Origin of the sequence: Burkholderia sp. AU16482, assembly GCF_002223285.1 — a bacterium.
Lineage (GTDB): Bacteria > Pseudomonadota > Gammaproteobacteria > Burkholderiales > Burkholderiaceae > Burkholderia > Burkholderia semiarida.
Map to the genome: position 1 here is coordinate 1,040,511 of NZ_NKEY01000006.1, position 13,007 is coordinate 1,053,517.

The 13,007-nt window shown below is 68.0% G+C and carries 11 protein-coding genes; 5 read left to right on the forward strand and 6 right to left on the reverse strand.

The features are described 5' to 3' along the window. Positions 1-8 precede the first annotated feature (8 nt). Together CFB35_RS22040 and CFB35_RS22045 are read left to right on the forward strand one after the other, a co-directional pair. Positions 9-1,364 (forward strand): aspartate aminotransferase family protein, encoded by a 1,356-nt coding sequence (locus tag CFB35_RS22040; protein ID WP_089465787.1) that lies wholly within the window; start codon positions 9-11, stop codon positions 1,362-1,364. Positions 1,365-1,413: 49 nt separating this feature from the next. After that, positions 1,414-2,931: a CoA-acylating methylmalonate-semialdehyde dehydrogenase gene (locus CFB35_RS22045; protein WP_089465572.1), complete on the forward strand. Its 1,518-nt coding sequence runs from the start codon at positions 1,414-1,416 to the stop codon at positions 2,929-2,931. Between the two features lie 94 nt (positions 2,932-3,025). On the opposite strand, the gene CFB35_RS22050 is transcribed toward CFB35_RS22045, so the two are convergent. Together CFB35_RS22050 and CFB35_RS22055 are read right to left on the reverse strand one after the other, a co-directional pair. After that, a complete protein-coding gene (locus tag CFB35_RS22050) occupies positions 3,026-3,400 on the reverse strand; it encodes a hypothetical protein (RefSeq protein ID WP_027782957.1) in 375 nt (124 codons plus the stop codon). Positions 3,401-3,702: 302 nt separating this feature from the next. Continuing rightward, positions 3,703-4,503 carry a LuxR C-terminal-related transcriptional regulator gene (locus CFB35_RS22055; protein WP_089465573.1) on the reverse strand — a complete coding sequence of 267 codons (801 nt, stop codon included), beginning with the start codon at positions 4,501-4,503 and terminating at the stop codon, positions 3,703-3,705. A 132-nt stretch (positions 4,504-4,635) separates the two neighbouring features. On the opposite strand from CFB35_RS22055, the gene CFB35_RS22060 reads away from it, so the two are divergent. After that, a complete protein-coding gene (locus CFB35_RS22060) occupies positions 4,636-6,042 on the forward strand; it encodes an APC family permease (protein WP_089465574.1) in 1,407 nt (468 codons plus the stop codon). A gap of 72 nt (positions 6,043-6,114) precedes the next feature. Further along, entirely contained in the window at positions 6,115-7,224 is a 1,110-nt protein-coding gene (locus CFB35_RS22065) for a P1 family peptidase (RefSeq protein WP_089465575.1), read from the forward strand. A gap of 153 nt (positions 7,225-7,377) precedes the next feature. Here the strand turns inward: CFB35_RS22065 and CFB35_RS22070 are convergent, their stop codons facing one another. Beyond that, positions 7,378-7,590: a hypothetical protein gene (locus CFB35_RS22070; RefSeq protein WP_012338215.1), complete on the reverse strand. Its 213-nt coding sequence runs from the start codon at positions 7,588-7,590 to the stop codon at positions 7,378-7,380. A gap of 136 nt (positions 7,591-7,726) precedes the next feature. Next, a complete protein-coding gene (locus CFB35_RS22075; RefSeq protein WP_089465576.1) occupies positions 7,727-9,910 on the reverse strand; it encodes an FUSC family protein in 2,184 nt (727 codons plus the stop codon). Positions 9,911-10,109: 199 nt separating this feature from the next. Here CFB35_RS22075 and CFB35_RS22080 point away from each other — a divergent pair, with 199 nt between their 5' ends. Next, a complete protein-coding gene (locus CFB35_RS22080) occupies positions 10,110-11,057 on the forward strand; it encodes a LysR family transcriptional regulator (protein ID WP_089465577.1) in 948 nt (315 codons plus the stop codon). Between the two features lie 95 nt (positions 11,058-11,152). Here CFB35_RS22080 and CFB35_RS22085 read toward each other — a convergent pair whose 3' ends face one another. Together CFB35_RS22085 and CFB35_RS22090 are read right to left on the reverse strand one after the other, a co-directional pair. Beyond that, positions 11,153-11,455 carry a DUF4148 domain-containing protein gene (locus CFB35_RS22085; RefSeq protein WP_089465578.1) on the reverse strand — a complete coding sequence of 101 codons (303 nt, stop codon included), beginning with the start codon at positions 11,453-11,455 and terminating at the stop codon, positions 11,153-11,155. A 215-nt stretch (positions 11,456-11,670) separates the two neighbouring features. Next, entirely contained in the window at positions 11,671-12,813 is a 1,143-nt protein-coding gene (locus CFB35_RS22090) for a porin (RefSeq protein ID WP_089465579.1), read from the reverse strand. Between the last annotated feature and the right edge of the window lie 194 nt (positions 12,814-13,007).

A 13,007-nucleotide genomic window follows, 5' to 3' on the forward strand; every position in this document is an offset into this window, starting at 1 on the left:
CGACCGACATGACCGACATCACCACCGCCCAGCACGACGAAATCAACCTCCGCACCGACGCCGCGTGGCTCGATGCGCACTGGATGCCGTTCACGGCCAACCGCCAGTTCAAGGCCGATCCGCGCCTGATCGTGTCGGGCAAGGGCGCGTATTACACCGACGCTGAAGGCCGCAAGATCTTCGACGGCCTGTCGGGCCTCTGGTGCACGGGCCTCGGTCACGGCCGCACGGAAATCGTCGAGGCCGTGAGCCGCCAGGTCGCGCAGCTCGACTACGCGCCGGCCTTCCAGTTCGGCCATCCGAAATCGTTCGAGCTCGCCAACAAGATCAAGGAACTCACGCCGGCCGGCCTCGACTACGTGTTCTTCACGGGCTCGGGCTCGGAAGCGGCCGACACGTCGCTGAAGCTGGCCCGCGCGTACTGGCGCGCGAAAGGCAAGGGCACGAAGACGCGCCTGATCGGCCGCGAGAAGGGTTACCACGGCGTGAACTTCGGCGGCATCTCGGTCGGCGGGATCGGGCCAAACCGCAAGCTGTTCGGCCAGGGCCTCGACGCCGATTTCCTGCCGCATACGCAACTGGCCGAGAACAAGTTCTCGCGCGGCATGCCGGAGCACGGCGCCGAGCTGGCAGACCGCCTGCTCGAGCTGATCGCGCTGCACGACGCATCGAACATCGCGGCCGTGATCGTCGAGCCGTTCTCCGGTTCGGCGGGCGTGGTCGTGCCGCCGAAGGGCTATCTGAAGCGCCTGCGCGACATCTGTACCGCGCACGACATCCTGCTGATCTTCGACGAGGTGATCACGGGCTTCGGCCGGGCCGGCGCGATGACGGGCGCCGACGCATTCGGCGTGGTGCCGGACATCATGAACTTCGCGAAGCAGGTGACGAACGGCACGCAGCCGCTCGGCGGCGTGATCGCGACGAAGGAGATCTACGACACGTTCATGGCCGCGGGCGGCCCCGAGTACATGCTCGAGTTCCCGCACGGCTACACGTATTCGGCGCACCCGGTCGCCTGCGCGGCCGGCGTCGCGGCGCTCGACCTGCTGGTGAAGGAAGACGCGGTGGCCCGCGTGCGCGATCTCGCGCCGCATTTCGAGGCGGCCGTGCACGGGCTGAAGGGCCAGCGCCACATCGCGGACATCCGCAACTACGGGCTGGCGGCCGGCCTGACGATCGCCGCGCTGCCGGGCGAGCCGGCACGGCGCCCGTACGAAATCGCGATGCGCTGCTGGGCGAAGGGCTTCTACGTGCGCTACGGCGGCGACACGATCCAGCTCGCGCCGCCGTTCATCGCCGAGAAGCGCGAGATCGACAACCTGGTCAACGCGCTGTCCGATGCACTGAACGAAGTCGACTGAGCCACGGCTCGCCCGCAGCGACAACCGAATTCACGATAGAGCCCGAACCATGAAACACGACAGCAATGTGACCTCCACCGTCGGCCACCTGATCGACGGCAAGCGTGTCGACGGCGGCAGCCGCGTCCAGCCGGTGTTCGACCCGGCCACCGGCGAATCGCACAAGAGCGTCGCGCTCGCCGACAAGCTGACCGTCGAAGCCGCGATCGCGTCCGCGCAGGCCGCGTTTCCGGCCTGGCGCAACACGCCGCCGCTGAAGCGCGCCCGCGTGATGGGCCGCTTCAAGACGCTGCTCGAGGAGCACGCGGAAGAACTGTGCGCGCTGATCACGGCCGAGCACGGCAAGGTGCTCGCCGATGCGATGGGCGAACTGCAGCGCGGGATCGAGAACGTCGAGTACGCGAGCTACGTGCCCGAGCTGCTGAAGGGCGAGCACAGCAAGAACGTCGGCCCCGCGATCGATTCGTGGAGCGAGTTCCAGGCGCTCGGCGTCGCGGCCGGCATCACGCCGTTCAACTTCCCGGTGATGGTGCCGCTGTGGATGTGGCCGATGGCCGTCGCGTGCGGCAACACGTTCGTGCTGAAGCCGTCCGAGCGCACGCCGTCGTCGACGCTGCGCATGGCCGAGCTCGCGCTCGAAGCCGGCCTGCCGCCGGGCGTGCTGAACATCGTGAACGGCGACAAGGAAGCGGTCGATACGATCCTGACCGATCCGCGCGTGAAGGCGGTGAGCTTCGTCGGCTCGACGCCGATCGCCGAATATATCTACGCGACCGGGTGCGCGCACGGCAAGCGCGTGCAGGCGCTCGGCGGCGCGAAGAACTTCGCGGTCGTGATGCCGGATGCCGATATCCCCAACGCGGTGAACGCGCTGATGGGCGCCGCGTACGGCTCGTGCGGCGAGCGCTGCATGGCGATTCCGCTCGTCGTCGCGATCGGCGACGAAACGGGGGACCAGGTCGTCGCGGGGCTGAAGGCCGAGATCGAGAAGATGAAGGTCGGCCCTGGCAACGGCGCGGGCGTCGACATGGGCCCGCTCGTCACGCAGCAGCATTTCGAGAAGGTCACCGGTTTCGTCGAGGCGGGTGTGGCGGCGGGCGCGACGCTCGTCGTCGACGGTCGCGGCGTGAAGGTCGACGGCCATGACGGCGGCTACTACCTCGGCCCGTGCCTGTTCGACAACGTGAAGCCCGGCATGCCGATCTATCAGCACGAGATCTTCGGGCCCGTGCTCGGCGTGATCCGCCTCAAGTCGCTCGACGAGGCGATGGCGCTGATCGATGCGCACGAGTACGGCAACGGCACGTGCCTGTTCACGCGCGACGGCGAAGCGGCACGCTACTTCAGCGACAACATCCAGATCGGGATGGTCGGCATCAACGTGCCGTTGCCGGTGCCGGTCGCGTATCACTCGTTCGGCGGCTGGAAGCGTTCGCTGTTCGGCGATCTGCACGCGTACGGCCCGGATGCCGTGCGGTTCTACACGAAGCGCAAGACGATCACGCAGCGCTGGCCGTCGGCCGGCGTGCGCGAAGGAACGGTGTTCAGCTTCCCGTCGAACCGCTGAGCTGACGCGCGCACCGGCTGCATCCAGCCGGTGCGACCTGCGGAACTGCCAGGGCCCGCCCCGATCGCCGATCGGCGGCGGGCTTTTTACGTGCTTACGGCGCGACCACGTGCCACACGTTCTTGAAGTTGTCGCCGTTGCGCTCGCCCTGTTTCATGTCCTTCGAGAAGAAGTACAGCGGCTTGCCCTTGTACGCCCATTGCGGGCTGCCGTCGTCGCGCTTGACGATCGTGTAGGGCCCGACCGGTACGTCGGTCGCGCTGGCCTTGTACGGCGGCCACAGGGTTTCGCATGGGCCGGTACAGGCGCTGGTGCCGGCGTTGGGCTTGTCCTTGTCGAACGTGTAGACGGTCATCCCGTTCGCGGCGACGAGTGCGCCGTTTTCTTCCTTCGTGATGGAACCCTGGGCCGTGGCCGAAGCTGACGCAATGGCGAGCAGGGCGGAGCTGACGAGCAGCGCGGCTTTCATGAGTGCCTCCTGATAGTCCGGTGAGCGGCCGCGATCGCGCACGGGCGAGCGTGCGCCGGAATCGCGATGAATGGTGCCGGAGCACGGCGCCGTCGCCACCCGCCCGCGCGAGCGAGCGACCCGGGGCGAATGGCGGCAAACGGGCGCCTTCTTCACGATAGGCGGTTTTTGGCGACGCTGCGAGAAGATCGGGGGGCATATCGGCGGCACGTAGGGCGCGCGCAACGGCGCGACGATCGTCGTCATGCGTCGGTATTCGGCGTCCGTCCCCGAGCCCGGCTCGCGCGTGCCGGCCGACGCACTCATCCGGCCGCATCGTCCCCCAGCGCCTGAATGAAGCGCGAAAACAGCTCGGGCTGCGACGAAATCCCGAGCTTCGCGTACACGTGCCGCCGATGCACCTTCACCGTTTCGGGTGAAATCGCGAGCCGCTCGGCGATCGCCTTCGACGAATTGCCGCGCAGCACCATGCGTGCGATCGACATCTCTCGGTCGGTCAGCACGCCCGCGCCGAAGCGTGCGAGCGCCTGCTCGACGCGCGCGCCGAGATCGGCATCGGGCGTCGTGCGCGTGGCGTCGCCCACCAGCCGCCAGTGCTGCCGGATGACCGCGAGCACCCACGGCATCGCGGCCGTCAGCTTGCCGAGCGGCTCGACGTCGAAGCGCGCCGATGCACCGAGCGACAGCGACAGCAGCGTATCGGCATTCGGCCGCACCAGAATCTGGATCTCGTCGTCGCCGACCGCGTCGCGGAAATAGCTCAGGAAATACTCGCTCTGCCGAAACAGGTCCGGCGCGACTTCCTCGAGCCGGTAGCAGCCGTCGGCGAGCCCGTCGTGCGCGGCCTGCAGGAACGGATCGAGCAGATATAACCCATTCAGGTAAAGCGGCACCGGCGACGCGGTATCGGTGCCGCCCGTGTCGTATTCGTCGAGCACGAGCGGCACGCCGTCGCGGCCGACCGCGGTCGCGAGCGCGTTGTCGAACGGCGCCATTTCGTTGAGCAGCAGCACGAGGAACCGCCAGAAGCGCGGCTGGCCGAGATGATCGATTGCGCGGCCGAGCGCCTGGTGCATCGCGATTTCGGAAAAGAGACGATCCATACCACCACCGGAAGGGCGTAACACGAAGGGGGAATAGCGGTCCTGAAATTGGCTTCCTAGACTGCCACGCAATCAATCGGGCCCGAGTATGGGTGTTCAAAAAAACGCGGCACAGGAACATTGGAGAACGAAATGGCGATGATGTCGGAATCCACGGGCACGCTGCAAGCGGCCTCTGCAACGGAAGACGCGCCGCGCGCGCTGTCGCAGACGCTCAGCGTGCGCGACGCAGTGATGATCACCGTATCGGGCGTGACGCCGGCCAGCTCGATCTTCGTGATCGCGCCGTTCGCGATCCAGCAGGCCGGCAGCGGCGCCGTGCTGTCGTTCGTGCTCGGCGGCGTGCTCGCGCTCGCTTTCGCGCTCTGCTATGCGGAACTCAGCGCCGCGCACCGCAGCGCGGGCGGCGAATACGTGATGGCCAAACGCGTGTTCGGCACGCTGCCCGGCTACCTGACCTTCATCACGGTGCTGTCCGTCAGCGTGTTCATCCCGGCGGTGCTCGCGAGCGGCGCCGCGCCGTACCTGAACAACGCGCTCGGTACGCACTTCGGCAAGAAGTCCGTCGCGCTGACGATCGTGCTGCTCAGCTATCTGCTCGGCATGCTGAACATCAAGACGAATGCGTGGATCACCGGCGCGTTCCTGGTCGTCGAAATCGGCGTGCTGATGTTGATCGCGGGCCTCGGTTTCGGCTCGCCGCAGCGCGGCGCCGACGTATTGATCGCACCGGTCGTCGCGAGCGGCAATGCGCTCGCGCCGGCCACGCTCGCGGCCATCGTGCCCGCGATCGGCACCGCGATCTTCTGCTACAACGGCTTCGGCTCGGCCGCCTATCTCGCGGAAGACCTGCGCGGCGGCAACCGCAACGTCGCGAAGGCGGTGATCTATTCGCTGCTCGTGATCCTCGTCGTCGAACTGGTTCCGCTCACCGCCATCGTGCTCGGCGCGCCGTCGCTGACGGAACTGACGAAGAGCGCCGACCCGATCGGCTATGTCGTGCGCTCGCTGAGCAATCCGGCCGTGTCGCGCGTGGTCAGCGGCGGGATCTTCCTGTCGGTGTTCAACGCGATCATCGCGATCGTGATCACGATGGGCCGCCTGCTGTACAGCAGCGGCCGGCATGCGCTCTGGTCGCGCACCTGCAACCGCGCGTTCTCGACGATCCATCCGCGCCTCGAATCGCCGTGGCTCGCGACGATCGCGCTGGCCATTCCGTCGGCCGGGCTCGTGTTCGTGTCGAGCCTCGACGAGCTGACCGCGTTCACCGTCGACCTGCTGCTGCTGATCTACCTCGTCGTCGGGCTGGCCGCGCTCGCGAGCCGGTTCGTGCGCCGCGACGTCGAGCATCACTACCGGATGCCGCTGTGGCCCGTGACGCCGCTCGTCGCGGTGGCGGGCGCCGCGTATACGCTCTACACGACGCTCGCGACGGCGACGAAGCCGACCGACCTGATCATCATCGCGGGGCTGCTGGTCGCGGCGCTCGCGATGTACGTGGCCTGGGCGCGTCACAGCGAAGCATTCCGCGCGCTCTGAGCACCGGATCGACATCTTGCAGCACCGAAACATCGAACCATTGAAAGATTGAAAGACTGGAGGAATCGCATCATGCGCACGAGGGATCTCGGCATCCGCATCGGCCTCGGCACGCCCGGCCGCTTCAACGCGATCACGGACGTACCGGGCGTGCGGGTCGGACACTGCACGCTGAACGTCGAGAACGGCGACGCGTCGATCCGCACCGGCGTCACCGTCATCGAGCCGCGCGCGGGCGCCGCGCACGATTCGCCGTGCTTCGCGGGCGTGCACGTGCTGAACGGCAACGGCGACGCGACCGGGCTCGAATGGATCCGCGAAGCCGGCCTGCTGACGACGCCGATCGCCTATACGAACACGCACAGCGTCGGCGCGGTGCGCGACGCGCTCGTCGCGAATGAGCGCGAAGCGGCGGCCGGGCGCGTGTACTGGTGCATGCCGGTCGTGATGGAGACCTACGACGGCCTGCTGAACGACATCTGGGGGCAGCACGTGAATGCCGCACACGTCTTGCAGGCGCTGGCCGCCGCGCAGTCGGGGCCGGTCGCCGAAGGCGGCGTGGGCGGCGGCACGGGCATGATCTGCCACGAGTTCAAGGGCGGCATCGGCACCGCGTCGCGCGTGCTGGCGAGCGATGCGGGCGGCTGGACCGTCGGCGCGCTCGTGCAGGCGAACTACGGCGTGCGCGAGATGCTGCGCGTGGCCGGTTACCCGGTCGGCGAAGTGCTGCGGCACGCGCATTCGCCGTTTCGCGAAGCAGGCGCGAAAGGCGAGGCCGGCATGGGCTCGATCGTCGTCACGATCGCGACCGATGCACCGTTGCTGCCGCATCAATGCACGCGTCTCGCGCAGCGCGCGGGCGTCGGGCTCGCCCGCGTCGGCGGTGGCACCGAGGATTCGAGCGGCGATATCTTCCTCGCGTTCGCAACGGGCAACGACGGCTTGCCCGCGGCGAACTACGGCCGCAAGGGCGCGGCGACCACCGACGTGCGGATGGTCAACAACGACCATATTTCCGCGCTGTTCGTCGCGGCGGCCGAAGCGGTGGAGGAGGCGATCGTGAATGCGCTGGTCGCGGGCGGCGACGTCGAGTCGCGCGGGGCGCGGGTCGAAGGGATCGGGCCGGCGCGCTTGCTGGATGCGTTGCGCGAAGTGGGCTGGCGGCCGGGGCGTGGCGCGTGAGACGGCAAGCGCCCCTTCAATCGAAGCGGCGTGGGGCGGGACGGCGGTGTGGCGACCGGCCGGACCGCGATCGGCCGGGCCGCCGTCCGCCCGCGCATGTCATGCATACGGTGCGGGCGATGCGGGCCTGGCCGTGACGACGCGGCGTCATGCTCAACTGCCGAAGTAGATGTTGCAGAAGCTGACGGGGCCGACGCACGCGTTCGGGTCCTCCTGCTTCGATTGCGCACGATCGACGCGACCGGCGGCCTGGATCGCCTCGGCGCGGTTCGCCTGTTGCGGTGCGGCGTCTGCCGGCGCCGGCTGCGCGTGAGCGACGGCAGCGGTGAGCGACAGGGCAACGAGGGCGAGGTGCAGCGGCTTCATTTTGTTTCTCCTGGGTGAGTGCCAGTCTCGCTGGCAGTGAGGAAACTATAGGCTCGCACTGCTTAAAGATTAATCGCCGGGGCCGTAGAGCTTATTTCCATCCGGAACAACGATCCCGTTGCGCGCACATCCATCTTCAATGGCGGTGCCGGTTGAACGGCGCGTCCTTGTCGAGCAGCGCGCTGCGCATGAAGTGCAGGCAGCCGACGATTCGCTGCATGTTGCGGCGCGCGTCGGGCACCGCGTACCACGCCTGCAGCGCGTGCTGCGCCGCGCGGATCGCGAGATTCACGGATTTCAGCGTGCGCGCATGGCGGGCGGGCGTCGGATCGTCGAAGAAGCGCGGCAGTTCGAGCAGCACCGCATCGATCGAACCGGTCCAGCGTAGCGTCTGCGGCGGTTTCGACGCGCGGAACGCGTGCACCTCGTCGCGCAGGTCGATCACGGCGTGGCCGACCTCGAGCGTCGACAGCATCCAGCGCAGTGCATCGCGATGCTGCCGCGTGCGGCGCACGAGCAGCGTACGCAATTGCGCCATCAGGTCGTGCGTGCTCGACTGGAAGCGCTGCTCGAGGCCGTTCGGCGCGCCTTCGCACGCAAGCGTCACCTGGCGGCGCAGGTCGTGCGCGATCCGGCCGGTGAGCCAGGGCATGTGGGTGGGGAACACGACGGCGAACACGAGCGAGCATGCGAGCATCGCGACGACGACCGCCAGCCCGTTGTTGATCAGCACTTCCGGCGTATACGCGATCGTGTTGTCGGGGCCCGCGAGCAGGCAGAAGAACACCGCGAAGCCGATCCCGTAGCCGGACAGGCCCGGCCGCATCGCGAGAAACGCGCCCAGGCCCAGCACGGGAGCCAGCACCGCGCACAGCAGCGGGAAGCCGTCGATGTTCGGATAGACGTAGCACAGGAACACATAGCCGACCGCGGTCGCGAACGCCGCGCCGACGCCCATCTGCGCGACGAACTTCGGCGCGCGCGGCGAGGTCGAGCTGAGTGCGCACGCGATCGCGGTGGCGATCACCGCGAGCGAGCCGCTCGGCCATTCGGACGCGATCCAGAACGCGCTCATCGCACCGACGGCGATCACCGTGCGCAGGAACGCGAAACCGACGAAGAACGAATTGGTTTTGACCGCGTAATGCGTGACCGAGCGCTCGAACGCGTGATCGTCCTGGTCGAGCGACGCGTAGGTGTCGACGTAGCCGAGATATTCGCCGATGAACCGGTACAGCAGCTCGATCGCGGTATCGAAGTCGAGCAGGCCGCCGGCCGCGTGGTCTTCGAGCGCCCGGCGCGACGCGCGCGCGGCCTTCGGCAGCGCGCCATGGAAGCGGCGCAGGTCGAGCAGCGCGCCGGTGGCCGGTGCGATGCCGCGCTGGCGTTCGTCGCGCAACGCGGCGAAGCGCAGCGCGAGCGCGTCGACGTGCGGCGCCAGCGCTTCGAGCACCGCGTCCGAGCGATTCGCGCGCAGGCGCTTGACGAGCTGGTGCAGCGCATGCAGCCGCGTGCATGCGTTCATGAACTCGCTGTTCAGCCGCGCGAGCCGGCGGCTGCGCGCGCGAATGTGCGGATCCTCGAACGACGCGAACGCGCGGTTCGCTTCGAAGCCGACGATGTCGTCGACGAAGTCGGCGAAGCGCCGTTCGAAATCGCCGCGTGCGACGTCGCCCGCCAGTGCGCCGGCCGTGAATGCCGCGAACGTCGCGTGGCGCGCGCTCAACGAACGCATCAGCGCCTTCGCGGAACTCAACGGCAGGATCAGCGCGCTGACCGCGCCCGAGCACGCGATACCGAGCGCGACTTCCGCGGCGCGCGTGAGCGCCGACTGGAACAGCGTCTGCGGCGTCATCACGGCCGGCAGGCCGATCAGCGCGGCCGTGTAGCCGGCGAGCACGAAACCGTACCAGCGGAAGTGGCGGTTGCGCACCGCGAGTGCGATGCAGCCGCCGATCCACAGCGTGATGCCGGCCATGTACAGCTCGGGCTGCTGCGCGAACAGCCCGCCGAGCGCGAGCGCGCCGACGAGGCCGGCCGCCGTGCCGAGCACGCGGTAGAAGCTCTTCGCGAACACCATCCCCGACAGCGGCTGCATCAGCACGAACACGGTGGTCATCGCGGTGCGCGGCTGCGACATCTCCAGACGCATTGCGATGCCCATCGCCAGCAGCGCCGCGAGCACGGTTTTCGCGAGGTGCAGCCAGATCAGCCCGTCGGTCGCGGCCCAGTCGCGCGCCGCGTTGCCGAGTGGATCGAGCCATGCTCTCCATCGTGCCGGTTCGATGGAAGGTCGCTCGATCGCAGGTTGTGGCTTCATGAAAAGAGGGCCCAGGGCCGACCGCGCAAGGTGCCGCGGTACGCCCGAACGGGTCCGTTCGACGGGTGAGGCGCCGATTGTAGGAGTGCGGCGCCCGCGCATTAACGCAGTTGCGGGGAAACGATAGTTGCAGCCGGAGTAACAATCTGTCGCATCCGGTGGAGGAAAATGACGGCTCCGCTACAGGTTGCTCACAGGAATGGATACCCTACAAAACATGCGGGTGTTTTCGCGCGTCGTCGAGACGGGCAGCTTCACCGCGGCCGCGCAATCGCTGAATTCGACGACGGGCGCGATGTCGCGCGCGGTATCGGAGCTCGAGGCGCGCCTGCGCACCCGCTTGATGAATCGTTCGACGCGCCGTCTCGCGCTCACGTCGGCCGGTGAAAACTATCTGCGGCGCTGCCGCCAGATCCTCGCCGACGTGGACCGCGCGGAAGAAGAGGCGAGCTGCGCGCACGAGCGCCCGGCCGGCGTGCTGCGCATGCACAGCTTCGCGAGCGTCGGCCATCACTACGTATTGCCCGCGCTGACGCGCTATCACGCGCAGTTCCCGGACGTCTCGATCGAGCTGTCGCTGTCGCAGCGCATGCCCGACCTGTTCGACGGCACGAGCGACATGGCCGTCGTCACCGCTTCGTCGCTGCCCGACTCGGAGCTCGTGTCGCACCTGCTTGGCTCGACGTTCAGCATTCTGTGCGCATCGCCCGAGTACGTGAAACGGCACGGCGCGCCGGCCCGCCCGCGGGATCTCGCCGCGCACGCGTGCCTGACGCTGTGTACGCCGGCGTTCCCGACGCACGAATGGGTGCTCGAAGGGCCCGAAGGCGTGGAGCAGATCCACGTCACCGGGCCGGTGCAGACCAATACCGCCGAATCGCTCGCGCTCGCGATCCGCGACGGCATCGGGATCGGCATGCTGCCGGTGTATTCGGCGATCGACGCATTGCGCGACGGCACGCTCGTCCGTGTGCTGCCCACGCATATCCTGCAGAAGATGAACGTGCATGCGCTGTACCCGTCGCGCCGCTTCGTCGATGCGAAGGTGCGGACCTGGGTCGAGACGCTGCGTGCGCAGGTGCCGGGGATGATCGCGCGCGACGTCGAGATGCTGAACGCGATCGACCGCGAACCGCAGGCCGCGTGAATGCCGCGCGCGCATCGGCGCGCGGCGGCATGCTTCATGCAAACACCGGATACGCGCTGCTCGCAATGGATGCTCGATGCGAGCGACGCGCGCCGTCACAGCGCGGGCCTGGCCGCCGCGCCCGATTCGGTTGCCGGCTCGCCGGCCGGGCCGTAAGCGGCCTGCGCCGCTTTCCTCGCGGCGACACGCTTCGCCTGCAGTCGTTCCTGTGCGGCCAGGATGTCGTCCGGATAGTTGCCGACTTCACCGCGCGCCGGGTTGTAGCCGACCGATTCGAGATCGATCAGTTCCTGCAGCACCTGCGCGCGCGTGACGGGCGAGGTCGGCTGCTGGGCGAACGACAGGGCCGGTGCGGCAAGCAGGACAGCAGCGGCGGCGGTTACGACGAGCGATTTCACGAGGTTCTCCTGAATACGGGGTGGGTGGCCGCAGCGGCGCGTGACGCGCGGCTGCGACCTTCGACGTCAGTCTACGTAGCGCTGCCACGCGCAAACACCCCGATTCCGGGAGGGCTGCTTTCCAGAAGAAACAACATTGACGGCGTGGCCCGCGGCGATCGCGCCCGTGAGCGAACATGGGCGCAGCGCAGGCGGGCGACGTTACGCGATGCCGGTCAGAACCGCGTGCGCATGCCGATCGTGCCGACCACCTGATTCGCCGTGCTCGATGCGCCGCCCGACGTGTTGATGAACGCGTGGTAGCCGCGGCCGGACGCATGCTGGAACATCGCTTCCGCGTACAGGTCGGTGCGGCGCGACAGCTTGTACACGGCCTGCACGTTGGCCTGATGCCACTTCGGATCGGTGCCGTGCTTGCTGTCGGGATTCGACACGCTGGCGTCCGTGTACACATAGGCGGCGCCGATGCTGATGGCCGGCGTGACCGCATAGCGCACGTTCACGTCGTAGTTGTTGAACGCGATCTGGCCGCTGGAGCCGAACGCGCCCGTGTTGTCGTACTGCGAGCGCGTGTAGACGAAGCCGACGGTCGCCGGGCCGAACACGTAGCCGACGCCGCCGCCGTAGGTGCGCATGCGGTCCGAGCCGATCGACCAGCCACCCTGGTTCAGGCTCTTCGCCTCGGCCGAATCGAGCGCGCCCGGGCTCGCGCTCGTCGAGCCCTTCGTGCCGTTCATCTGCAGGTACGCGCCGGCCAGCTTGAGCGGGCCGTTCGTGTAGCTCGCGGCCACGCTGTACGCGCGGTTGGCGCTGAAATTCGCCGAGTTGGAGAATGCGTACAGCGCGCCGACCTTGAAGCCCGCGATCGTGTCGCTCGTGTACTTGACCGCGTTGCTGATGCGCAGCGAGTGGTTCAGGTTGTCGTTGTCGAACGGATGCGCGAAGCCCGTATCGCCGAAATCGCCGGCCGTCGCGGACAGCGGCGCGACGAAGTCGACCATCGTGTCGTACTGGCGGCCGAGCGTCAGCGTGCCGTAGCCGGCCTGGCCGAGGCCGACATACGCGTGACGGCCGAACAGCTTGCCGTCCTGGCCGAGCCCGCCGTTGTTCGCGTTGAAGCCGTTTTCGAGCACGAACAGCGCCTTCAGGCCGCCGCCGAGATCCTCGGTGCCGCGCAGGCCGAAGCGGCTGCCGTTGATCGTGCCGGTCGTCATGCGCCATTGCGACCCGCCGTTTGCGTTGTTGGTATAGGCGATGCCGGCGTCGATCAGGCCGTACAGCGTGACCGAGCCTTGCGCGTGGGCGAGCGGCGCGAACAGGGCGGCGGCGCCCGCGCCGGCGATCAGGGTTTTTTTCATCGTGAAGCTCCTGCGTGTGGGACTGGAAACGAAAGTTCGGCGCAAGTATAGGAATGCGCGGCGTGCGCAAGGGCGTGGCGGCCGCGAGCGCACCGTTCCAGATCCGGCAAGAGTCGTTCACAAAACCGACACGACGTGTGGCGCGCGCCGGGCAGGCGGTTCTTGCGTGACGACCGGCGAGCGGCGTCCGTCCG